Consider the following 23,972-nt stretch of genomic DNA (forward strand, 5'->3'; position numbering starts at 1 on the left):
AAAAAAGTAAAAAGGTAAAAAGAAACTAGGGAGATTATACCCCGCTAGGCTTTTTTTACCTTTTTACTTTTTTACCCTTTTACTTTTCAACAATCAGTCCACCCTTAGGCTGCATGACTACCTTCAGGTTTCCCTTCTTATCCACCTTTACGGTCTTCATCTGAGAAACAGGCCAGAGAGCCTTCTTGTCCTTGCTGGCAGTTTCATGATAATAGGTAACGCTCTTGCCGGCAAGCATTGGCAGATTCAGGGTGAGCTTCATCACCTGGTCGGTTCCGTTCAAACCAGCCACATACCATTTATCACCATGGCGACGGGCAACAACGGCATATTTTCCAGGATAACCGGCGATGAACTTGGTCTCATCCCAGGTAGTAGGAACGCTCTTCAGGAAATCAATCTCGTGCTGAGGAAGCTCAGAGAGATTGTTCGGATAGATGGCGATGCACTGGATAGCCGCCTGGTTCATGATAGCCGAAGCCATCTCGAAAACATCGGTGGTATAACGGCGATGACGACTCTTGTTATCCTTAGAGAGATACTTGTTCATGATGGTACCACCCCAATCCATCGCAGCCACGGCGTTGCGGCAGAATGGATGCATGGTCAGTTCGAAAGCCTCCTGCTTGGCATGATACTCAGAGAAGAATACATTCTCCGAAGCCAGTACAGCCTCGCTCGATACATAGTTAGGATACATGCGCTCCCAACCTCTTGGCAGGGTGCAACCATGGAAGATAACCTGAATGCCATAATCGTTGGCATCGCTCAGGATGTCTTCATACTGCTGCATGGTATGCTGCTTGTCGCCACCAAAGAAATCTACCTTGATACCCTTGATGCCGATGCTCTTCATCCAGGCCATCTCCTTCTTGCGGGCCACGATGTTATCCATGATGCCACGAGGACCCTGAGGTGCATCGTTGGCCACACCATTGGAATTATACCAGAGCATCAGACTCACATTCTTGCTCTGCGCATACTTGCTCAACTCTGCTATCTTGTTTCTACCAATCTGGGTATCCCAGAGCGCATCAACCAGCACATATTCATATCCCATGGTAGCAGCCAGGTCGATGAACTGCTTCTGGTCGTTATAGTTGCAGGATTCATCCTGCCAGATGAGCCAGCTCCAGGTATACTTGCCTGTTCCGTATTTCTGGGAAGCCTCGAATCTTGGCTCCACTACATCGTATGGAATGGTGGTCTCTACCAGAGGCTTCAAATCAGAACCCACGGTGATGGTGCGCCAAGGAGTGGAACCCGGAAGAATGAAAGCTGCCGATGTAGAACCGATGCCATCAGCCTCCTTCTCCATAGGGAAGGCTACCTGATAACCCTTTGCAGCATCATAATCGCTGATGTGACAACCCGGATAGTTGCCGTGAGTACCGGTCTCGCTGACCAAAACCCAGCCATCGCCGCCTACCTTGAAGAGGCATGGGAAGGTATAGCCATGACCATAACCCGACTTGGCTGTAAGAGGCTGATCCACCTTATAATCTTCTTCATAACTTGGTTTGGTTCGGGCAAAACCGATGAGCGGATCCGACTGTGGACAAAGGTAAGTGGTGGTTACCTTAGGAAGATTGAAGGCAGTCTTCTCCTCGTTTACGATGAGATGCTGAGCCTTCAGTTGATCAAAAGTATAACGGAAAGCCACATCGTTGTTGCTTACATTGAAAGTAACCGTCATTGGCTGCTTCTTACCGTTGATGTATGTCACGTTGAGCTGGTTGGCATGATAATCTACATGCGAAAACTTGGCGGTGCGGAGGTCATAGCTCTTCTCCACCTTTATCTCATTCTTGCCCTGATAGGTCAAGCCCTGACTGAAATCGCCTACATTGGCAAGGAGTCCGAGCTGTGATTCCTCCATCATTCGCTTGCCAGCATAGTCGATGGAATAATAGAGTTTGCCACCGCGGTCTTCTACCACGACATTCAACTTACCATCAGGAGAACTGACAGTATTCTTCTCTGCATATGCACCGATGCTTGCCATCAATGCCAGCGCTACTGCTAAAACATTTTTCTTCATTTCCAGATAAAAGTAATTAGTTTATTTGTTACTATGTTTTTATGCTTAATTCCACCGGCAAAATTACAAAAAAAAGAGAAGAATGACTGCATCTCTTTGTGATAATTTGTTCACGAATCATGAAAATGGAACAAAAGCCAAAGAAAATGTAACACAAAACAAAGAAATATTGCCCCCTAAAAGGTAGAAAATATATTATTATATGTTGCATTTAAAGGTTTTCGAATACGATTTATAGAAAATCGAATGCCAGGAAACGATAAAAAACTTATCTTTGCGGCGAAAAGTATTTAATACAGCGTTTTGCATCAAGTAGAAGATGATATCCCCATAATATGATACGGGGAGATTAGATGATATTAGGCAATCCATTTCATATGCGGAAGCCACTGAACTTACTTGGCGGGACTAGGTTTCATGAAAATGAATCTACTGGTAGTCACTCGGTGAAACACCGAACTGCTTCTTGAAAGCAACAGAGAAATGAGCTGCAGTACTGAAACCAGTCAACACAGCTACCTCTGAAATGCTATACTGACCATCATGCAGCATCTGAGCTGCCTTGTTGAGTTTGTATTTACGGAAGAAGATGCCAGGTGTCTCGCCAGTAAGTTCTTTAATCTTATAATTAAACTTCGACGGACTGATGAACATGTCGCGGCACATGCTGTTCACATTCAGGTCTTGCTGAGCCAAGAGCTTCTCCATCATTTCATATACCTCATCCATAAACTTTCTATCCTGCGGAGAAAGCGTATCAGCTACGTTTTCTGCCAACGAATCAGTCTTCGTACTCTCGCCGAGACGCTGACGGAGCGTCTGCATGTTCTGCAACTGCGACTTGACGAGCGCTTTCAGATAAGCCGGATCAAAAGGTTTGGTGATATAAGCCACAGCCCCCAGTTTCAAGCCATCAATCTGGTTGTGCATGCTCGCCATTGCTGTAATCAGGATTACCGGGATATGACTGAACGAAAGATTCCCCTTCAGCACCTTACAGAATTCAAATCCCGACATTTTTCCCATGATAATATCGCTCAGGATGATATCTGGCTTCACCTCTTCCAAATCAGCCAAAGCCTCTTCGGCAGAATAGCGGTTCACCACTTCGTAATCAGGTGCGAAGAGATGGTGGAGGTAATCAGCTACATCCACATCATCATCTACAATCAGGATTCTAGGCAGATTCTTACCGGAAGGAGAAGGATTTCCAGCAGAATCATCCTTTCCAGCAAGAGAATTCTTCACTCTTCCCTCTTCACTCTTCACTTCAAGAGCTCTTCCCTCTTCGTTATTCACTTCCAATGGAATCAGCATCACACGCTTCTCCTGAGCAACAATCTCCACCTTATTATATATAGACTTATCGGTAGGAAGACTGAAACAGAACTCCACACCATTCCTTAGCGAAGCCTCAGAAGAAGTCTCGCTGACCGCAGCAATATTTTTCACATAAATCTCTCCATGATGAAGTTCTACCAGGCGCTTCACATAATAGAGACCGATTCCGGTACCCCAGCCATACTGATGGGAATTCTGAGAATCAGACAGCTGGTAATAGCGCTTGAAAACATTCTGCATCTTATCTTCTTCCATCGGCTGCCCACTATTGAAGACCGAAACCTCCAACCTCTCTTCATCTGCCGAAGCCTGGATGCAGATGATGCCACCCGGAGCCGTATACTTGAGGGCATTGGTGAAAAGATTGCTCATGATTTTTTCCAGTTTGTCACAATCCAGCCATACATGGTAGTTGCCATTCTTTATAGTCAGTTCCAGTTTGATGCCTTTCACTCTGGCAGATTCTTTAAAAGAAGCCACCTGCTGGCGCAACTCTTCAGCAGCATCCACTTCCGAAACTCTCAGGCGCAGTTCATCGGTCTCCAGCTGGTTGAAGTCGAGCATCTGGTCTATCAGCCTCAACATTCTGTTCACACTCATACAAACATGAGTCAGGATGCGGTGTACCGACTCTGGCAATGCCTTATCAGCATTCAGCGACATCAGCGGTCCGGCTATGATGGTAAGCGGATTGCGGAATTCGTGAGCTATGTTGGCGAAGAATCGCATATTCATCTCCTTAGCCTGCTTTTCGCGTTCCAGTTCGCGCTGCTCCTGCAAAAGCAGAAGATGATTGGTGCGAGCCCTGAGATAGAACGTGTTGAGATAAAAGAGAATACCAAGAACGATGCTGAAATAGAGCAGCCATGCTGCTGATGACCACCAGGGAGCGTGCATAATCCTAATCTCTACCTTGCGCTCAGCCAAAGCCGGCTTGTCGGGAGATGATATGAGGCGCAGACGGAATGTATACGTTCCAGCCGGAAGATGGGCATAACGGGCCTCGCGACCATATGTAGGAACCTGCCAGTCTCTATCATAACCTTCCAACTTGTACTGGCACATCAATGCCGAGCGACGGCTGAAGTTGGGATAATAGAAATTGAACTTCAGATCGTTCTCATCGTGAGCAAAAGTATAGCTGTGCAGATGAGCCACCTCATCGGTAACGGCAAGCACCTTGCCATTATTCTTCGTCACTTCTACACCATAAACCGACAGCATCTCGCTGGCATGAATACCGGCTTGAGTGCGCAGAAAGTTGGTCTGCATAGCCTCAGGCGGCATGAACTTGCAACCATCAGAACTGCCCAGTACTACATCGCCCGAAGGTGAAATACAGGCAGAGTTGCTGAAATACTGCCAGTCGTCCTGATCCTGGCTGGCTGACAGGAGACTGTTCATCAGAAACTGTTTGCTCTCAAAGTTTTCAAAGAACACATCACGTATCGTAGTCACCCAAACCTGGCGCTTTGTATCTTCAACCAGAGCCTGAATATGTACATCATTCAGGATATTGACACGGTGCATGCGCGTTTTTTCCTTATTCATTAAATAAAGACCATCCCGTTGGGTTCCCAACCAGACATTTCCATACGAATCCTGTTTCGCAAAAGCCGGATCCAGACTGCCCTCCCGAGGCCTATCTGTTACTTTCATCTCTCGTATCTTTCCGGTATCAGGAGATAGAACCGCCAGATGCATGCCCCTCATAAAGAGCAGAATATTCCCATCGTTCAGTTTTGCCAGTTTGGTTTCATGATCAAAATATGGTCTTGGAATACGGATGAGTTCCGGTTGCGGTTTGCCAAATTCGAAACGCAAAAGGCATCCCTTCCCACTACTCACATACAGATGATTTTCCACCTTCAATCCCAGTCCCAAGCCCGACTTGAACAAAGGTGATTTTGCGAGCACTTCGATACGTTCGTTGTTAATACGGCAAGACAACACCTGCTGTTCACTCACCAGCCAGAGATGTTCATCATCATAGCCCACCATATTATTCAGGTTGATCTGACGGGGCTTTGGCAAAGAATCGAATAAATCCCTAAACAACGTCTGTTCCAACCGGCTATTCTTCTCATCATAAGCAAAAACACGAAGGGCTGTACCAGCCAGCACATGTCTGCCCACAGTAGCCATCGTGAGAATAGAGATGCCCTTGGTTTTATCAGATAAGGCATTGGCATTTGCTTTTTTATAAGCGATACGGTTTTGCGAAATAATCTGTACACCGGCGTTGCGGTAACCTACCCACAGATTGCCGCCCAAATCGCAGAATGTAGCCGTTACCACTTCCGCCGGTTTACGAAGGATGGAAAGATCGGCAGGCAGAGGAGCCTGCAGATTGTTGGGCTGGATAGAATGAGAGGAAGGCGTTATCTTTTCATCACCGCCGATGCGGTAAGTCTGATTGCCATCGCTCACCAATATCGCCAGGGAATCGTGTTTCTCAGGAGAATCTTCTATGGCGATGATGTTGTCATGATGAGCGGGAAGAGCTACACGATGAAAGCGGTAAGCCCCAACATACCGGGCAAGTCCGTTCTGCGTTCCTACCCACATTCTGCCCTTGCGGTCAAGATGAAGCACGTTGATATAATCATCGGGCAAGGCGGCAGTATCTTTCACATCATAACCAAACTGTATATAACTTTTCCCATCATATACATTAAGTCCTGCCGATGTACCGATCCACATCAGTTCCCGTCTGTCAGTGGCGATAGACGTAACGCTCTGCGAAGAGAGCATCATGTCTCTCACAGTCTGCTTACCTTTTTCCTGCAGCACCTTGAGGGTGGTTCTTCTGCCAGGGTTCAAGCAATAAATGGCAGCCAACAGGCAGAACATCGCTGCGAGTATGGTAATGACGGCTTTCTTCATGATGGGTTCTTTTGTTGATTTATATAAAGTTCATATTGCCCTTCATCAGACCAATATGTCGCAAAGATAATGCAAATGAGCGCAATGAAAGCTTGCTTTCAAATTGCCGAGTGCAGCTTATCTTATGCAAAGATAATGCAAATGAGCGCAATGAAAGCTTGCTTTCAAATTGCCGAGTGCAGCTTATCTTATGCAAAGATAAGCAATATTATCGAATAAACAAAAATTAAACCGAATTATTTTGTATTTTCTTCAAATAATCGTAACTTTGCACGAAATAAACTATACACATATCAGCAGTTATGTTACAACTTGACAATTTCTATAAGGCTCGCTTCGTGCTGAGCAAGGTAATAAGAAAGACTGAGCTGGTTCACACGCCAAGAATCAACCCAGAGAGTGATGTTTATTTGAAACCAGAGTGCCTGCAGAAGACCGGTTCGTTCAAGATTCGCGGTGCTTACTATAAGATTTCACAACTCACCGATGAAGAAAAGGCGAAGGGTGTGATAGCCTGTTCTGCGGGCAACCATGCACAGGGTGTAGCGCTGGGAGCTACAGCCATGGGCGTCAAGAGCCTCATCTGTCTGCCAGAAGGTGCTCCTATCTCTAAGGTAGAAGCAACCAAGCGACTGGGTGCTGAAGTCTGTCTGGTACCTGGCGTTTACGATGATGCCTACCAGAAGGCGCTGGAACTGAGAGATGAGCATGGCTACACCTTCGTTCATCCTTTCGATGATGAGAATGTCATCGCCGGGCAGGGCACCATCGGTCTGGAGATTCTCGACCAGTTGCCAGATGTAGAAGCTGTCGTCGTTCCTGTAGGTGGCGGCGGACTTATCTCTGGTGTAGCCTTTGCCATCAAGTCGCTGAATCCTAACGTCAAGGTATATGGCGTTCAGGCAGAAGGAGCAGCAAGTATGGTACAGAGTCTGCACGATCATAAACAGGAGAAGTTGCCTTCTGTAGCGACCGTAGCCGATGGTATTGCCGTAAAGGAACCGGGCAAGATTACCTTTGAGACTTGCTCCAACTATGTAGACGAAATCGTAACCGTGAGCGAGGATGAGATCTGTGCAGCCATCCTGAAACTCATAGAGAGTGAGAAGATGGTAGCCGAAGGTGCCGGTGCGGCCAGCGTGGCAGCAGTAATGTACAACAAGGTTCCGGTGAAGGGCAAGAAAACCATCTGCGTGGTAAGCGGCGGTAACATCGACGTAACCATTCTGAACCGCGTCATCACCCGTGGTCTTGCCAAGAGCGGCCGTCTCTGCACCATCGAGATGGAACTGGATGACAAACCGGGCGAATTGGTAGAGGTCTGCTCTGTCATCGCCGGATTGGGGGGCAACATCACCGGTGTTCACCACGACCGTTCTGCCAACCGCAACAAGGTGAATGCCTGCGTGCTCCGCCTCACCATGGAGACTCGCGACGAGGAACACGTAAAAGAAATCAAGGAGGCTTTGGAATCAAAGGGATTCCATCTCTGGATAGTATAATATTTAATGTTGAATGGTTAGTGTTCAATGTTTAGTATTAAGTGTTAAGTGTTAAATTATAAATTGTAAATTATAAATTGAAGATTATGAACGCAATTCACACAGACAATGCGCCTGCAGCTATCGGTCCATATAGCCAGGCTATCGAAGTAAATGGTTTTGTTTTTGCATCAGGTCAGATTCCTATCGACCCTGCAACAGGCAATTTCGTAGAAGGCGGCATCAAGGAGCAGACTCGCCAGAGCCTCACCAACGCCCAGAACATCCTGAAGGCAGCCGGAACAGACCTTTCTCATGTAGTTAAGACTACAGTTTATCTGAACAGCATGGACGATTTCGCAGCCATGAACGAGGTTTATGCCGAGTTCTTCAGCCAGCCATATCCAGCCCGTTCTGCCGTAGCTGTAGAGAAGTTGCCAAAGGGCGCCCTCGTAGAGGTTGAGGTTTTGGCAGCCAAGTAATTCTTCCTTTTTTCTATCAGGAAGTAAAGTTTCTAGGTGAAAATATTCTTTAGATGGTATCAAGCATTACATTAAAGAATCTGATTATAGGCTATCGTTTGAAGCACCAGCTCCGGGCGATAGCCTCACCTGTTCATGCCTCGCTCCAAGCCGGTGAACTGACCTGTCTCATCGGAGCCAACGGAGTGGGCAAATCTACCTTACTCAGAACTTTAGCCGGATTTCAGCCAGCACTTGATGGCGAAATCCTGATTCAGGACAAATCTCTTTCCGATTTCTCTGCCCAGGAACTCGCCAGAGAAATCAGCATCGTTCTCACATCGAAGACAGACCATGCCCAGCTCTCAGCAGAAGAGATTGTTGGCATAGGCCGTTCTCCCTATACCGGTTTCTGGGGCACATTATCTGCTGCCGACAAGCAGATTGTTGCTTCTGCTCTTCAGGAAACGGGCATTCAGCATCTTGCCCAGAGAAACATCAGCGAACTGAGCGATGGTGAGCGTCAGAAGGTAATGATAGCCAAAGCCTTGGCGCAGCAAACCCGCATCATCATCCTGGACGAGCCAACCGCCTTCCTAGATTTCCCCAGCAAGATAGAAACCCTACAGATGCTCCGCCGTCTGGCGCACGAACAGCATAAATCCATATTACTGTCAACCCATGATGTAGAGTTGGCGCTCCAGCTCTCCGACCGTCTCTGGCTGATGGAAGAAAGCCGTTTCTCTATCGGCACTTCTAAAGAGTTGGCTGCCGATGGTTCCTTATCCAGATTCATCAATCGTGACGGCATCCGATTCAACCAGGATTCCCTCCGCATCGAAATCAAATGAGTTTTCGTAATTGATTTTTTCTATGGTCGCACGCAAGCACATGAAGAAAAATTCTCAAGTGGCTCAGTTTGCTAACTCAAGTAGCTCAGTTTGCTAACTCAAGTAGCTCAATCTGCTAACTCAAGTAGTTCAGTCAGCGAGTTCAGACGTCTCAGTTAGTTGATGCAGACGTCTCGGTAAGCCTACGGATACGGCTCCGTTAGCCAACGCAGCCATATTCGTAACCCAACGCAGCCATATTCGTAACCCAACGCAGCCATATTCGTAACCCAACGCAGCCATATTCGTAACCCAACGCAGCCATATTCGTGAATAAGTTTTAGATAATTATCTATCATCCATCACGCTATACAGAAGAGATAATTACCTCATTATCAAACGTTTAAAGATTTAAAAAGAGAAAACGTGAGGGATGTGAGAGATAAAAAGAGGAAAAAACTATTTCCGTTTTTGCTGTTCTCTTATTATCCTAACCGTCAAATCGGCAAACTTTTTTATTGCTGCCTGAACCTGTCCTCGTCCGAAAGCCCAGAAGATGAGGGCGGCAGAGGCTGGTGCAGCATGTGTTCCTACATACTGGCGCATTTTAAGAACCGTGCAGTTTTCAATACCAAGTTCTTTCATGGCAGCGAATACTTGGGCAGCTGGTACTTCAAAATCGGCCTTAGTGCGCTGATCTCTAAGTACCAATGCGGTCTTGTTTACCTTAACTACCTTGTATTCCTTATTGGCGTTACTGCGATATGTCTTGATAGTCTTAATCTTTTGAATAAAGTTATCGAATGTCAATATATTAATATCTTCCGTCATAACTAATGGGGTTTAAATGTTGTGGTAATAAGCAAATCATTCCACCTCTTATTATAATTCTCCTCTATTATTATGCAAAAGTAAGCTTTTTCCGTGGATAAACCAAGAAAAAATGCATTTTTCTAGAGCATGTACAATATATTTTTTTTCAGGTATCTATTTACATCTTTTTAATTGCCAAAAACTTGCATGATTCAAAAATTAAGCGTATCTTTGCGGCTAAAGATAGGAATAGGAGAAATTGTTATGGCAAACAATGCATGCAGAAAGCTGCCGGTAGGCATACAGTCTTTCAATGTCATCAGAGAGGAAGGATACCTCTATGTTGACAAGACTGACATCATCTGGAATTTGGCGAACAACGGCAGGCAGTATAATTTTTTAATCCGCCCTCGCCGATTCGGAAAATCTGTGTTCGTGGATACGCTACAAAGTTACTTCGAGGGCAAGAAAGAACTCTTCGAAGGACTGAAAAATAATGGTGGTAAGAAGGCTGCCATCCAGCAGATACTGGATAACAAATACCTGGAGCCTTTCCAAGCAGACAATCGAAAGGTGATAGGCCTCGGCATAGAACTGGACGAGGAAGGAAAAGGGCTATTGGATTGGGGAATTACTGAAGAATAAAAACATAGAAGAAGAAGAGGGCGTGCAAAGACTATATCTTGCACACCCTCTTTTTTCCCCTATTCCTACAATATCTCCAACTGATCCTTTACCGCCTTATAACAGCGGCGGGAAACCGTGATTTCCTCATGGTCGAAAGGAGGAGAAAAGATGCAGCGGAGCGTATAATTCTCGATGCAGAGAAGATAATCGAGATTGATGATGCAATCCTGACGAACCTGAGCCAGAGAAGGCGACATGGAAAGGATGGTCTTTGCCGTGGCCTGCCTCTTCAATTTATAAACCTGCCCATTCGACAACTTCAACTGCCAAAGATGAGTAGCCTCATCAAAAGTGCAACTGAACACATCATCGGGCTTCAACATCAATAAACCCGAAATGGTCTGAATGGCAAGACGCTTGGCTGCTGTTCCCAGCATCCCATTCATTCCCGAAAAATCCTGAGCCTTCTGAGAAGCCAAGACTGATTCAGAAGAACAGGAAGAGGACTCTGGAACGGAAGAAGCATCTTCATCCACATCATCTCCATCTTTCATTTTCTGCCGGATTCGGTCTACCACCAGTTCAAACTCATCCTGCTGATAAGGTTTCAACAGGAAATCGAAGGCAGAGGCTCTGAGCGCATCAATCATATACTTATCGAAGGCGCTGTAAAATACTACGATAAGTTCCATCGGAATTTCATCTCTCAGAGATTGCAACACCTCAAAACCCGTCTGTCCAGGCATTTCAACATCGATGAACAGCACATCGGGCTGTATGCTCATCACCAGATTCTTTGCCGATACCGCCGAAGAGGATGTGGCAATCACCTCAAAATCTTCCAGAGTTGCCAAATCATCCTGCAACCTGTGGATGCTCTGTGGTTCATCGTCCACAATCACAACCTTAATTCTATCTTGCATGTTATTTCGTTTTAAATCCTTATGAAAAGTTTCTTACTTAAAGACATTATAATCGTAATTACATGGAACTCCGATACTTACACATATTCCTCTATTCCTGGTACCACCCTCCTCTTCTGATGCTCCTCTGTTGCTCTGCATCTTGAAAAACATCTTGCGTTCGTTGCTTGCATTAAGCATTTCGATGGTACTGTTCAGAATTCTCAATCCGGTTCCCGTACTGGCAGCACAATTTTTCTTTTTCTTGCCAACGGTACCCGAAACTCCACATCCGTTGTCTGTAACATCTATGCGGAGCATATCGTCCTCAACCCAGATGTTTACATCCAGCAAAGGCTTATCTTCCGTCTCTTTCATTCCCACAAAAGCATGTTTCAAAGCATTCTCTACAGGAATCTGGATAATCATAGACGGCAGCATGAGCTTCATATTCACATCCTTGGCAACATGGAACTGAGGCATCGGAAGGAACGGATTGGTTTCATGGCGAAGAGTAGAATAGCTCGTCACCATCTGCAGTTCCTCTTCCAAACTTACCGCCATCTTATCGCAAGAAAGCAAGTAGGCACGCAGTACCTGTATCAGGAGCTGAAGCGGTTTGACATTAACCCCCTTCGGAAGATTAGATACGAAGATATTGAGCACATTAAATACAAAATGAGGCGAGAAACGATTGCGCACATTCTCCATCTTCAGGGCCATCATCCGGTTCATCTCCTCATGATGCTGATGCTTGTTGCGCAACCATTTGTAACGGAGGAAAACGATGAGAGCCAACGCGCTCATTACCAGCAAGCCAATAATCAGGAGCAGGATGACTCTAAAGGATCTTACCTCTGCTTGCGTGGTGCTAAGGGATAAATCACGGCGAACGATGGCCGTATCCTGCTTGAATCTCAATTCATTCTCCTGAACATTCGAAACCATCGTAGCGTTACGGAGCGAATCGTCGTACTGATTCATCAGTTTCTGATATTGCAGAGCCTTGGCATATTGTCCCTTGCGCTCACAAAGAGCCGCCAGTCCCTTATGATAAAGGTAAAGATAATTAGGCGACATCTTGGAGAGATCGTATGGCTTGTTCAAAATCTCAGTAGCCTTCGCCAGACTATCCTGCTTCAGAGCCAGAGATGCATTCAACCCATCCACATAGAATTGTACATCGCTCTGCATGGAGGGCTGGGCAAAGAAGAATTTCGTGGTAAGAGTCAGATATTTCTGTGCAGAATCCAACCGGTTGAGCTCCAGATAAGTCTGTCCGAGATTAGCATCAACAATAGCCGTCGCCAGGGGCTGTTCCATCTGCCGTGTAGCCTTTTGAGCCTTCAGGAAGCATTTCAGAGCCTCAGCCGGTTTTTCCTGACTGCTGTACACATTTCCCCAACTGTTGTAAAAGAAATGAACATCTTTCGGATTCTTTGGCGGATACAGGCGTTCAGCCTTCTGGAAATAATGATGCGCCAGCTGATAGTTCTGCAAATCATTATAAACCTGTCCCAGTCCTGAGAGAATACTGTTCTGGGCTTCATGCTGATTCAGAGAATCTGCCAGGAAATAGGCACGGCGATACCAGGAAGAAGCATCCGCCAGCTTACCCATCTGTCTGGACGCATCGGCAATATTGATACATACATCAATCGCCTCGCCGCAACTGTCAAGGTTCATGATTTCATGATAAGCTTTCTCATAATAAATTAAAGCCTCCTTCCTCTTGCCGGAAACCAGCAAAAGTATGCCTTGCAGATTATCAGCATAAGAAAGAATTCTGTTGTCAGGAGTTTGTTTGCAATAAGCGTTAACCGAATCTATCAACGACTGGCATTGGGCATCAGCCCCCTTCATATAATAACATTTAGCTATTAATAATTTTTTCCATTGATCGCTTTTATCGGGATTACCTTCACATTTGAAATTTCTTATCAGCATGATCATCGAATCAGGATGACTCTGCATGAGAGATTGGTGACCGGACACAAATTCATCGATATCTTTATGCCACAACTCATCATCCTTCTGCCGATGAGAACAAGCGGCAAGCAACAGCATCAGAACGAATAGCCACAGAAGGCACAGTCCGTTCTTAATCTGCATCATCATTATCTTTCTATATACACTTACCATGATAGACTATTTAAATGAATTTATGTTTCAGTTGCGAAAGTACAACAAAAAATCCAAATAGACAAAAAAATAACTGAAAAACTCATTTTTTATATAAAATATGAACTAAAACGCGTTTAAATGTGTATCTTTGTAGCATGGAAATGCATTTATTCAAAAATATAGAACTAAATAATATACCTGAAAGGATGAACAATCCATTCAGCTACGAACCTCATCCGCTCTGCATCGAAGCATGCAGAGAGTTGCAGAATGAACTCTCACAGCGAAACGACTGGCGGGAGGAAATAGACCATGGAAAGATGTTCGGCGTACTTATCGTAGAAGCTGGGAATGGCAAGATTGGCTATCTGAGAGCTTATAGCGGACAGATTGGCGGCAGAAGCGACTGGGAAGGTTTTGTGCCAGCCGTTTTCGATTATCTTCAACCCGACGGATATTTCAAGGTACATGAGGCTGAGATTTCGGAAATGAACCAGCAAATCAGACAGTTTGAAGCCAACGAAACCCTGATAAAGGCGAAAAACCTGATTGATGATTTGCAGCAAAAGCGCCAGGAAGTTATCGCAAACTATCAGACAAAGATAAAAGAAGCAAAGGAAAAGCGAGATGCAAGGCGCCAGGAAGCCCTTTCGGCTGGAAAATCTCTGAGCCAGGAAGAGGAAGAGGCGATGAAAAAAGAGAGCCAGTTTATGAAGGCAGAACTGAAGAGGCTGAAAAAGTCGATAAACGAAAAGACGGCGTACGAAACGCTATATGAAAACTACGAAAAGGATTTGAAAAGTGCGAAACAGCTCCGCAAACAGTTATCTGAAGAACTTCAGCAATGGCTGTTTTCGAAATTCCAGATGCTGAATGCAGAAGGAGAAAGCAAGGATCTGCTGGAGATTTTCAAGGACGAGGCGGTTAAGATTCCACCTGCCGGAAGTGGAGAATGCTGCGAGCCGAAACTCCTGCAATACGCTTACCAGCATGGCTACAAGCCTCTGCAGATGGCGATGTTCTGGTGGGGAGAGAGTCCGAAAGAAGAAATCAGACATCATCTTCAGTTTTATCCTGCCTGCAACGGAAAATGCAAACCGATACTACATTGGATGCTGCCTAAAACAGTCTTTGAAACCCAACAGACCGAAACTACTATATATAATAAGGTGGAAACGCTCTACGAAGACCGTGAACTGGCAGTCATCTATAAGCCCGAAGGTTTACTCTCGGTTCCGGGGAAAGATGCAGCCCAGCCTTCCGTCTACGCTCTGATGCGCAGGAAATATCAGGAAGCTACCGGTCCGCTCATCGTCCATCGTCTGGACATGGCAACAAGCGGACTGATGATTATTGCCAAGACCGAGTTTGCCTATCATTGCCTGCAGAAGGAGTTTCTGAATCATCGGGTTCAGAAGAAGTACGTAGCCATCGTTTGCGGAAAAGACAAGGAATCGTGCAACCGGATTCTGAAAGAAGCTGAAGGCGGAAGAGGTTACATCTCGCTTCCTCTGATGGCAGATTTTCTAGACCGTCCACGACAGATGGTAAACCGCGAACAGGGCAAGGAAGCCATTACAGAATACGAGGTTCTAGAGCGTATTGACGATACCCATCTTCGCCTGGCGCTCTATCCTAAAACGGGCAGAACGCACCAGCTGAGAGTGCATTGTGCTCATCAGGAAGGTCTGAATGCCCCTATCATCGGCGATCCGCTCTACGGCAACGAGCCGGCAACAAGACTGCATCTTCATGCAGAGGAAATCACATTTGAGCACCCGATGACGGAAAAGAAGATGACTATAACAAGAAAGGCTGATTTCTAAAGTTTATACAAAGAACATCACGATAACCTGAGCTATCACCACTCTGATAAACATGCCGAGCGGATAAACCGTAGCATAACTGATACTTGGCGTATCGCCATCCAGCGTCTCGTTGGCGTAAGTAAGCGCCATCGGATTCGCCATACTTCCACAGAGGATTCCGCAGATACTGCCGAAGTCATACTTCTTGGTCTTCAGGATGATGAGACCTACGATAACCACAGGCACAACCGTGATAAGGAAACCGATGCCTACCCACATCAAACCTTCCGGACGGACTACCGTCTCGAAGAACTGTCCACCAGCCGCCAATCCCAGGCAACCGAGATAGAGGGCAAGACCCAGTTCTCGCAGCATCAGACCCGCACTTCGCGTCATGTAAGAGATGAAATGCACACGAGGCCCCAGCGCACCAATCAGAATACCCATCACGATAGGACCACCGGCAATACCCAGACGCACAGGAGCCGTCATTCCAGGAATATCCAGAGGAACGGTTCCTACGGCTAGACCGAGAATGATTCCGAGGAAGATAGCGCCGAGGTTCGGCTCGTTCAGGGTCTTTACGGCATTACCCAGAAACTGCTCTACATGGTCGATACTCGTAGGGTCGCCAACTACCGTCAGTCGGTCGCCGTACTGCAGACGGAGGTCATCTGTAGCAAGCAGACGGATATCACCACGAAGCACTCGGCTCACATTCACGCCATAGGAATTTCGCATCTGCAGACTGCCCAGGCGCTTGCCGTTCAGTCCCGGGCGGGTAACAACGATAATGCGGCTTTCTACCTTCGCATCAATCGCATTCCAGTCTACCTTATCATTATTCCACTCCTTATCCACCTTCTTTCCGAAGAGAATCTGCATCGCCGAGACCTCGTCCTTATTGGTAACCACGAGCACATTATCATTCGTATGAAGAACCGTATCAGCCTGAGGAACTATCACCTGTTCGCCTCTCCACACACGGGAGATGATGAACTTGCGATGGGTCATCATCGTAATCTCTGCGATGGTATTGCCATTCAGGGCAGGATTCACGATTACGTATTGTCCGATAGACGTATGGTCGTCATCATCATTATTGCGAATCTCCAGATCTTCCGGTTTCACAAAGAGTTTGCGCAAGAGCATCATCGCCAGGATAACGCCCACAACACCCAAAGGATAAGTAACGGCACAGCCCAGAGCCGCACCTTCGCTAGGCAAGCCCAACTGCTGCAACGCCTGCTGGGCAGCACCAAGGGCAGGCGTATTGGTTGTGGCGCCACACAGGATGCCCATCATATCAGGCAGACTGATTGGCAAAATCCAGCACAAGCCGAGCGAGAACAAGGTTCCCACCAGGATGACTGCCAGACTCCAGAGATTGAGCGAAATGCCTTCGTGACGCATCGAACCGAAGAAGTTAGGACCCACATAAAGACCCAGCACATACACAAACATGGTAAGGCCGAAGCTTTCTGCAAACTCCAGCATATTCTGGTCAATAGAGATCCCTAGATGACCCGCTATAATACCCACGAAGAATACGAAGGCTATGCCAAGGGAGATTCCTTTGACATGAATCTTGCCGAGGGCAAGACCCAAAGTACAAATCAAAGACAGGATGACGATACCTTGCACCGCCGAATGCACGTTGATTAAATTATCAAACCACATAATGTTTCTTTATATCTATTCTAGATAATATTAAAAAAATTGCTTTTTCTCGATGCAAAGGTACATTAAAATGCGAACAAAACAAAATAATTCCCATTTTTTTTTGTATTATTCTCGATTTGCAGTACCTTTGCATCCGCAAAATGTAATAAAAATGAAAGATATTTGTTGTATTGGGCACGTAACAAAGGATAAAATCGTGACCCCGAGCAGTACGGTTTACATGGCTGGTGGCACCTCTTTTTATTTTGCCTACGCCATCAACCAATTGCCAAAGGATGTAAGTTTCTCGCTCATTACGGCGATGGATCCTACCGAGAAGGAACCGGTTGAAAAGATGCTCAAGGCAGGAATAGACGTCACCTTGAACCCATCGCGCAATACGGTTTTCTTCGAGAATATTTATGGCGATAATCCTAACGACCGTAAGCAGCGTGTGCTTGCCAAGGCAGATCCTTTCACCATCCAGCAGCTGGAGCATGTAGAGGCGAAGGTCTTCCACCTGGGCAGTCTGCTGAGCGATGATTTCTCGCCAGAAGTGGTTGCCTTTCTTGCCAAGAAGGGAAAAGTTTCCATCGATGTGCAGGGATATCTGCGCGAGGTGAGAGACGAGAAAGTTTACGCCATCGACTGGAAGGACAAGCTCGATGTGCTCAAGAACACCTATTATCTGAAGGTGAATGAGACCGAAATGGAGACCATTACCGGACTGAAGGACCCGAAGGAAGCCGCCAAGCTGATTCATGCCTGGGGCGTAGCCGAGGTTATCATCACCCTGGGTAGTGAGGGTTCTCTGGTTTATGTAGATGATACGTTCTACGACATTCCAGCCTATCCTCCTCATGAAGTAGTAGATGCTACCGGATGCGGCGATACCTATTCGGCAGGCTATCTCTACAAGCGCCTGCAGGGAGCCAATCCGGTAGAAGCCGGCAAGTTTGCGGCAGCCATGTGTACCATCAAACTGGAGCACAACGGACCATTCAACCGCACCATCGAAGATGTAGAACGCGTCATGAAATAAATTTTAGATAATTTATCCTATTATCTTCTTATTTTTGCCTGAATTGGTGTAACTTTGCATCCAATTATGGAACAGATTTCACCAATTCAGGCATTATTGCAGCAACGCACCCTGCTCCAGCTGGAGTATTATACCGAGAAAGAAGCCTTCCGCAAGCTTACCGAACAGATGGGAATGCAGCGGAAGGTGAAACGAGGTGATGCCTGGTTCCCGCTACAGGTGGGAAAGAGCTTTTATAATTCGCTGAACCAGACAGCCATAGAGGTTTTCCGAACCTCTGACCAGGATATCGAGCACAATTTTGAGTTCGGTCGCCCCGTCATGTTCTTTATGGTCAAGAAGATGGGCAAGAATGAGAACCAGGGCAACACAGCCCTTCAGCAGCCAGAAAACGCTTCAGACGCTAATCATAAAGTTCAAAATTCAAATCTCAAAGGTCAAAGTATTAAATATTTCTCCTTCACCGGAACCGTGAGTTATGTGGATGGCGACAGAATGGTGGTTACCGTACCCGATTCTGCCCCTCTGCTCGAACTTCAGCAGTCAACCGATCCTATCGGCGTACAGCTATCCTTTGACGAAACCAGCTACAAACTGATGTTCGAGGCCTTAGACCGCGTGATGAAGGCGAAGAACAACCGTCTGGCTTATCTCCGCGATTTATTCTATTCCCATCAGAAGGCAGGAAGATTCTCCTTCGAACCGATGAAGTTCCCTTGGCTCAATCCTACCCAGGAAAGGGCTGTAAACGAGGTGCTTTGGGCGAAGGATGTGGCCATCGTTCACGGACCTCCGGGAACCGGAAAGACCACAACCCTGGTGGAAGCCATCAACGAAACCCTGATGCGTGAGAGCCAGGTTCTGGTGTGTGCACAGAGCAATATGGCGGTAGACTGGATTTCAGAAAAACTGGTGGATAGAGGCATCAACGTGCTCCGTATCGGAAACCCGACCCGCGTGAACGACAAGATGCTGGGCTTCACCTACGAGCGTCGTTTCGAGAGTCATGCTGATTACCCTCAACTTTGGGCGATTCGCAAGGCAATCAGGGAATTAAGAAAGAACAGGAAGAAGGGTAGCGAAAACTATCATCAGAAGATGGACAGGCTGAAGAGCCGTGCTGCCGAGATAGAACTCCGCATCAACGCAGAACTCTTTGGCGAGGCGCGTGTCATCGCCTGTACCCTCGTAGGCTCAGCCCATCATCTGCTGGAAGGCATGAAGTTCGGTACCCTCTTTATCGACGAGGCTGCGCAGGCTTTGGAAGCTGCCTGCTGGATTCCGATGAAGAGAGCCAGCCGGGTGATTCTGGCAGGCGACCATTGTCAGCTGCCGCCTACCGTAAAGAGTATTGCGGCATTAAGAGCCGGACTGGGCAAGACCCTGATGGAACGCATCGCCGAAAACAAGCCGGAAGTAGTAACCCTGCTGAAGATTCAGTACCGCATGAACGATGAAATCATGCGATTCTCCAGCGACTGGTTCTACGGGGGCAAGGTGGAGAGTGCGCCTCAGATTAAATACCGGAGCGTATTGGATTATGACCATCCGATAACGTGGATTGACACTTCGAACGAGGAGAATCAGATAACGATAGAAGGAGAAGATGCTCCTGAGGATTCTGCTTCCACATCATCTTCTGTATCTGCAGCCAATCAGAATTCTGATTTGAACTTCAAGGAACAGTTTGTGGGTGAGAGTTTCGGGCGTATCAACAAGGCAGAAGCCGAACTTACCCTGCTCACCCTGGCGGAATACTTCACCAAGATAGGCAAGCAGCGCGTTTTGGAGGAAAGAATCGATGTAGGCATCATTTCGCCTTACCGTGCCCAGGTACAATATCTCAAGAAGCTCATCAAGAAGTATGAGTTCTTCAAGCCTTACCGCCGTCTGATCAGCGTGAATACGGTGGATGGTTTCCAGGGGCAGGAAAGAGACGTGATCCTCATCTCCCTGGTACGCTCCAACGACGAGGGACAGATCGGATTCCTGAAAGACCTCCGCCGCATGAACGTGGCGATGACGAGAGCCCGAATGAAGCTCATCATCCTGAGCAACAAGGACACGATGACGAAACATCCTTTCTACAAGAAACTGTGGGAGTATGTGGAAGCAATCAATAATTATGAATAAGCTGTTGTCATGAACGTAATACGAGGAAAGTTCGTGTAAAAAAGTGTATGCATACGATGAAAGTTCGTGTAAAAAAGTGTTGTAAACATTTGGGAGATCGTGTAAAAAAGTGTATCTTTGCAACCGACAGAGCTGTTTAAACATCATAACAGCAAGTTATTAACATCATTAACAACTTCAAAATGTATGTAAGGATGAAAAGAACGATCATAGAACAATTAAAAGCATGGAAAGAGAGCCTTTACAGAAAGCCCTTAATCTTATCAGGAGCAAGACAAGTAGGCAAGACTTATATCCTCCAGGAGTTTGGGAAACAGGAATATGACCACGTTGCCTACATCAACTGTGATGGAAACTCTGAGATTGCCAACATATTTGCAGAAGATTATGATATGAAGCGAGTCCTAATGGTTATCGGAGCCATTAGCAAACAGCCTATAATCCCTGGCAAAACGCTTATTATTCTGGATGAAATACAAGAACTTCACAAGGGACTTTCCTCGCTGAAGTATTTCTGTGAAAACGCACCAGAATACCATGTGGCTGTAGCAGGTTCACTTTTAGGCGTTGCCATGCACCAAGGAGAATCCGCCCCAGTGGGAAAGGTTGATATCATTCGACTCTACCCTATGTCTTTCGAAGAGTTTCTTATGGCAAAAGACGAAGAACAGTTGCTGAACATATTGAAAAGTAAAGACTGGAAGACCATCACATTACTTCATGATAAACTCATCAAGATATTAAGAGAATATTATTTTGTAGGGGGAATGCCTGAGGCTGTGAAAACTTATCTTGCAACTAACGATGCAAATCTCGTCAGACAGGTTCAGAACAACATTCTCACCATTTATCGTAGTGACATGTCGAAGCATGTCAGCCCAAATGAAGCCACTCGCATCAGCATGGTTTGGCAATCCATCCCTTCCCAGCTTGCTAAGGAAAACAAGAAGTTCATCTATGGAGCGGTGAGAAGCGGAGCACGAGCCAAGGATTTTGAGATGGCAATACAATGGCTGGTGGATGCAGGTCTCACCTATCGCATTTCCCGAGTAAGAGAAGTTGGAATGCCTTTGAAGTTTTACGAAGACCTCAATGCCTTCAAGCTGTTTCTCCTGGATGTCGGCCTCCTGGGTGCGCTGAGCGAGATGGAACCTGCCCAAATGCTCATCTCCAACAAAGCCATGACGGAGAGCAAGGGGGCGTTCACGGAAAACTACGTCCTTACCCAGCTATTATGTCAACAGGACATTTACACCTATTATTATAGTAGGGAAGACGCTCGCTTGGAGATAGACTTCCTTGCCCAGCGCCAAGGGGTGATAACTCCGATAGAGGTAAAAGCGGAAGAGAACCTGCGTTCCAAGTCACTTCGCGCCTTCTTTGACGCCCATCCCGACTTGCGAGCCATCCGCTTCTCCATGTCGCCATACAAGGAGCAAGAGTGGATGAAGAATGTTCCATTGTACGGGGTAGAGGAGAGTTTCTAGGAACTCTTCTCACAATACTCCCTGAACTTTGCCTTAGTCATGGCAATACCAATGAGTCTATTAGATAACGCAACAATAACAACAAAATAAAAAAATATGCTACAACGTGACTACATACAGCGACTGATTCGCGAGTTTATGGCGGCACTCGAAAGAATGCTCGAAAAGAAAGAGGTGGAAGTGAGACGTGAGAAAATCAAGGAGCTCTACAATCAATACGTAGGCCCTTACGCCTTCTACAGCATCGCCACCATCGAGGACGTGATGAAGGCAATGGCAGGAATCGACGACGAGGAGAAGCGACTCTCCAAGATGGATATGCTTGCCGAACTCTACTATCACGAGGCAGATACCGTGGGGCAGCCTACAAGAGATGAACTCCTGAACAAGGCGTTCATGCTCTTCGATTATGTGGAAGCCCACGGAGATACGTTCTCTATCGAGCGCCGCAATAAAATGGCACAAATCAAACAGAAAGTGGGAAATGAACTCTACTAACGACATGACTGTAGGTTCGCCTTTGCGAGCCATCATCAAATTTGCGATTCCACTAATCCTGGGTTACATCCTTCAGCAGATGTATCTCATTATCGATGCCGCCATCGTGGGAAGATGGATTGGCGTGGGAGCTCTTGCGGCAGTTGGCGCATCCAGCTCCATCATGTTTCTCATCATGGGCTTCTGCAACGGCTCCTGTGCCGGTTTTGCCATCCCTGTCGCCCAGGCTTTCGGCGCCAGGGATTACGCCAAGATGCGGACTTACGTAAGCAACAGCATCCGCATCGCCGTGGTGTTTGCCGTGGTCATCACCTTCCTTTCCTGCATCTTCTGCGGAAAGATTCTGCACCTGGTGAATACGCCGAAGGAGGTGTTCGATGATGCCTACATCTTCCTGATGCTGCAGTTTGCGGCGATTCCTTTCACTATCGCCTACAATCTGCTCTCCGGTCAGATCCGTGCTCTGGGCAACTCGAAACAGCCTTTCTATTTCCTCATCACAGCTTCCGTTATCAACATTATTCTAGATGGCATTCTGATTCTCGGTATGGGGTTAGGTGTAGAGGGAGCAGGTATTGCCACTTGGCTTTCACAGGGAATTTCCGTGCTGCTCTGTATCTGGTTTATCAAGAAGAAGATGCAGATTCTGATTCCGAAGGGTGAGGAAAGGAAATTTGATAATAAAAAGGTAAGCATTCTGCTGAACAACGGCGTTCCGATGGGTCTGCAGTTCTCCATTACTGCCATCGGTCTCATCATGCTGCAGAGTGCCAACAACGCTCTGGGAACGGTTTATGTGGCTGCATTTACTGCCTCTATGCGCATCAAATATCTCTTTACCTGCGTTTTCGAGAACATCGGAGTGGCGATGGCTACCTATTGCGGTCAGAACCTGGGAGCCAGGAAGTTGGATAGAATCGGTCAGGGCGTAAGAGCTGCCATCAGGATGATGCTGGTTTATTTCGTCTTTACCTTCCTGCTCATCTATCCGTTTGCCGATGAGATGATGATGCTCTTCGTGGATAAGGGCGAGGCTGAGGTGGTGACTTATGCTGCCCAGTTTATGCGCATAGCCAACTATTTCTATCCTTGTCTGGGCTTGCTCACCATCCTGCGCTACAGCATCCAGGGCTTGGGCTACAGCAATCTCTCGATGCTGAGTGGCGTAATGGAAATGATAGCGAGATGCGGTGTGAGTCTCTGGCTGGTGCCTGCCATGGCGTGGACGGGAGTCTGCTTCGGCGACCCTGTAGCGTGGGTCATGGCAGATCTTTTCCTCATTCCCGCCTTCCTGTGGCTTTATAAGCATCTGAAGAAAGAGCAAGTCCATACACCTTGAAAATCTATTCATTGCAGCAGCATACCCTGAAAATCAATTCATTGCAGCAGCACGCCCTGAAAGGGCAGAAGCTCCTAGCCCAGGGCAACGCCCTGGGTTGTTAGGGTCGCAAAACTGTCGCCCTGTAAGGGCAAAAGCTTTAAAATTTGCATTAAAAAATATTCTGCTAAGGGTTAGGAAAATGAAAATTCGATTGTAATATAGGCAAAAGAAAAGAAATAAAGTAATGCAAATAAACAAAGAAACGATAGAACAGCTCTTCCGGCAGCATTATCTGAGGATGTACCAATTGGCCAGGGTACTTCTGAAGGATGATGCAGCCAGCAAAGATGTGGTAAGCGAAGTCTTTGCCGATGTGCTCGACGGAAAGACCCAACTGGGTCTTGATAACGAGACAATAGCCAGCAATTCGTCCCTGCCTTCCGCCAACGCCGGGAGCTACCTTCTGGTGTGTGTGCGCCATAAATGCCTCAACCTGTTGAGCCGACAGAAGATGA

At 46.7% G+C, this 23,972-nt stretch carries 15 protein-coding genes and 2 pseudogenes; 11 read left to right on the plus strand and 6 right to left on the minus strand.

The window, feature by feature from the left end; translation table 11 throughout:
- Positions 1–79 precede the first annotated feature (79 nt).
- On the minus strand, positions 80–2,041 hold the full coding sequence (locus F7D47_RS08525) for a glycoside hydrolase family 97 protein (protein WP_153086226.1): 1,962 nt from the start codon (positions 2,039–2,041) through the stop codon (positions 80–82).
- A gap of 429 nt (positions 2,042–2,470) precedes the next feature.
- Positions 2,471–6,268: a hybrid sensor histidine kinase/response regulator transcription factor gene (locus F7D47_RS08530; protein ID WP_153086227.1), complete on the minus strand. Its 3,798-nt coding sequence runs from the start codon at positions 6,266–6,268 to the stop codon at positions 2,471–2,473.
- A 302-nt stretch (positions 6,269–6,570) separates the two neighbouring features.
- Here F7D47_RS08530 and ilvA point away from each other — a divergent pair, with 302 nt between their 5' ends.
- The 3 genes from ilvA to F7D47_RS08545 all read left to right on the plus strand — a co-directional run bounded on the left by ilvA (position 6,571) and on the right by F7D47_RS08545 (position 9,061).
- Positions 6,571–7,770 carry a threonine ammonia-lyase gene (ilvA, locus tag F7D47_RS08535; RefSeq protein WP_022120251.1) on the plus strand — a complete coding sequence of 400 codons (1,200 nt, stop codon included), beginning with the start codon at positions 6,571–6,573 and terminating at the stop codon, positions 7,768–7,770.
- Between the two features lie 86 nt (positions 7,771–7,856).
- The gene (locus F7D47_RS08540; RefSeq protein WP_006848032.1) at positions 7,857–8,231 is read left to right on the plus strand and encodes a RidA family protein; all 375 of its coding nucleotides are present in this window, start codon (positions 7,857–7,859) and stop codon (positions 8,229–8,231) included.
- Between the two features lie 53 nt (positions 8,232–8,284).
- A complete protein-coding gene (locus F7D47_RS08545; RefSeq protein WP_153086228.1) occupies positions 8,285–9,061 on the plus strand; it encodes an ABC transporter ATP-binding protein in 777 nt (258 codons plus the stop codon).
- Between the two features lie 438 nt (positions 9,062–9,499).
- Here F7D47_RS08545 and F7D47_RS08550 read toward each other — a convergent pair whose 3' ends face one another.
- Positions 9,500–9,871, minus strand: a complete 372-nt coding sequence (locus F7D47_RS08550; RefSeq protein WP_117587039.1) for a hypothetical protein — start codon at positions 9,869–9,871, stop codon at positions 9,500–9,502.
- Positions 9,872–10,117: 246 nt separating this feature from the next.
- Here F7D47_RS08550 and F7D47_RS14940 point away from each other — a divergent pair.
- A pseudogene (locus F7D47_RS14940) lies at positions 10,118–10,342 on the plus strand (AAA family ATPase); the annotation flags it as partial.
- A 221-nt stretch (positions 10,343–10,563) separates the two neighbouring features.
- Here the strand turns inward: F7D47_RS14940 and F7D47_RS08560 are convergent.
- Together F7D47_RS08560 and F7D47_RS08565 are read right to left on the minus strand one after the other, a co-directional pair.
- Positions 10,564–11,403, minus strand: a complete 840-nt coding sequence (locus F7D47_RS08560) for a LytR/AlgR family response regulator transcription factor (protein WP_119238193.1) — start codon at positions 11,401–11,403, stop codon at positions 10,564–10,566.
- Between the two features lie 33 nt (positions 11,404–11,436).
- A complete protein-coding gene (locus F7D47_RS08565) occupies positions 11,437–13,500 on the minus strand; it encodes a tetratricopeptide repeat protein (RefSeq protein WP_194252625.1) in 2,064 nt (687 codons plus the stop codon).
- A 212-nt stretch (positions 13,501–13,712) separates the two neighbouring features.
- Between F7D47_RS08565 and F7D47_RS08570 the strand changes: the two genes are divergently transcribed.
- Entirely contained in the window at positions 13,713–15,332 is a 1,620-nt protein-coding gene (locus tag F7D47_RS08570; protein ID WP_228113406.1) for an RluA family pseudouridine synthase, read from the plus strand.
- A gap of 3 nt (positions 15,333–15,335) precedes the next feature.
- Here the strand turns inward: F7D47_RS08570 and F7D47_RS08575 are convergent, their stop codons facing one another.
- A complete protein-coding gene (locus tag F7D47_RS08575) occupies positions 15,336–16,994 on the minus strand; it encodes a putative transporter (protein WP_153086232.1) in 1,659 nt (552 codons plus the stop codon).
- 154 nt (positions 16,995–17,148) lie between these two features.
- Between F7D47_RS08575 and F7D47_RS08580 the strand changes: the two genes are divergently transcribed.
- From F7D47_RS08580 to F7D47_RS08605, 6 genes and pseudogenes are all read left to right on the plus strand, one after another.
- Positions 17,149–18,018, plus strand: coding sequence for a PfkB family carbohydrate kinase (locus tag F7D47_RS08580; protein ID WP_153086233.1), 870 nt, complete (start codon positions 17,149–17,151; stop codon positions 18,016–18,018).
- A 66-nt stretch (positions 18,019–18,084) separates the two neighbouring features.
- A complete protein-coding gene (locus tag F7D47_RS08585) occupies positions 18,085–20,151 on the plus strand; it encodes an AAA domain-containing protein (protein WP_153086234.1) in 2,067 nt (688 codons plus the stop codon).
- Positions 20,152–20,345: 194 nt separating this feature from the next.
- Positions 20,346–21,638, plus strand: coding sequence for an ATP-binding protein (locus tag F7D47_RS08590; RefSeq protein ID WP_119238073.1), 1,293 nt, complete (start codon positions 20,346–20,348; stop codon positions 21,636–21,638).
- 96 nt (positions 21,639–21,734) lie between these two features.
- Positions 21,735–22,136 (plus strand): hypothetical protein, encoded by a 402-nt coding sequence (locus F7D47_RS08595; RefSeq protein WP_153086235.1) that lies wholly within the window; start codon positions 21,735–21,737, stop codon positions 22,134–22,136.
- Complete coding sequence (locus F7D47_RS08600) at positions 22,123–23,475, plus strand: MATE family efflux transporter (protein WP_153086236.1); 1,353 nt, start codon at positions 22,123–22,125, stop codon at positions 23,473–23,475. Before F7D47_RS08595 ends, F7D47_RS08600 begins: the two co-directional genes overlap by 14 nt.
- Before the next feature lie 226 nt (positions 23,476–23,701).
- Positions 23,702–23,972, plus strand: a pseudogene (locus tag F7D47_RS08605) (hypothetical protein); the annotation flags it as partial.

It is taken from the genome of Segatella copri, from assembly GCF_009494835.1.
GTDB lineage: Bacteria > Bacteroidota > Bacteroidia > Bacteroidales > Bacteroidaceae > Prevotella > Prevotella copri_F.

What these genes read in the sequence shown, in the direction of transcription:
- F7D47_RS08525 (WP_153086226.1), bottom strand. Translation starts at nt 2,041, where the DNA reads ATGAAGAAAAATGTTTTAGCAGTAGCGCTGGCATTGATGGCAAGCATC.
- F7D47_RS08530 (WP_153086227.1), bottom strand. Translation starts at nt 6,268, where the DNA reads ATGAAGAAAGCCGTCATTACCATACTCGCAGCGATGTTCTGCCTGTTG.
- ilvA (WP_022120251.1), top strand. Translation starts at nt 6,571, where the DNA reads ATGTTACAACTTGACAATTTCTATAAGGCTCGCTTCGTGCTGAGCAAG.
- F7D47_RS08540 (WP_006848032.1), top strand. Translation starts at nt 7,857, where the DNA reads ATGAACGCAATTCACACAGACAATGCGCCTGCAGCTATCGGTCCATAT.
- F7D47_RS08545 (WP_153086228.1), top strand. Translation starts at nt 8,285, where the DNA reads ATGGTATCAAGCATTACATTAAAGAATCTGATTATAGGCTATCGTTTG.
- F7D47_RS08550 (WP_117587039.1), bottom strand. Translation starts at nt 9,871, where the DNA reads ATGACGGAAGATATTAATATATTGACATTCGATAACTTTATTCAAAAG.
- F7D47_RS08560 (WP_119238193.1), bottom strand. Translation starts at nt 11,403, where the DNA reads ATGCAAGATAGAATTAAGGTTGTGATTGTGGACGATGAACCACAGAGC.
- F7D47_RS08565 (WP_194252625.1), bottom strand. Translation starts at nt 13,500, where the DNA reads ATGATGATGCAGATTAAGAACGGACTGTGCCTTCTGTGGCTATTCGTT.
- F7D47_RS08570 (WP_228113406.1), top strand. Translation starts at nt 13,713, where the DNA reads ATGAACAATCCATTCAGCTACGAACCTCATCCGCTCTGCATCGAAGCA.
- F7D47_RS08575 (WP_153086232.1), bottom strand. Translation starts at nt 16,994, where the DNA reads ATGTGGTTTGATAATTTAATCAACGTGCATTCGGCGGTGCAAGGTATC.
- F7D47_RS08580 (WP_153086233.1), top strand. Translation starts at nt 17,149, where the DNA reads ATGAAAGATATTTGTTGTATTGGGCACGTAACAAAGGATAAAATCGTG.
- F7D47_RS08585 (WP_153086234.1), top strand. Translation starts at nt 18,085, where the DNA reads ATGGAACAGATTTCACCAATTCAGGCATTATTGCAGCAACGCACCCTG.
- F7D47_RS08590 (WP_119238073.1), top strand. Translation starts at nt 20,346, where the DNA reads ATGAAAAGAACGATCATAGAACAATTAAAAGCATGGAAAGAGAGCCTT.
- F7D47_RS08595 (WP_153086235.1), top strand. Translation starts at nt 21,735, where the DNA reads ATGCTACAACGTGACTACATACAGCGACTGATTCGCGAGTTTATGGCG.
- F7D47_RS08600 (WP_153086236.1), top strand. Translation starts at nt 22,123, where the DNA reads ATGAACTCTACTAACGACATGACTGTAGGTTCGCCTTTGCGAGCCATC.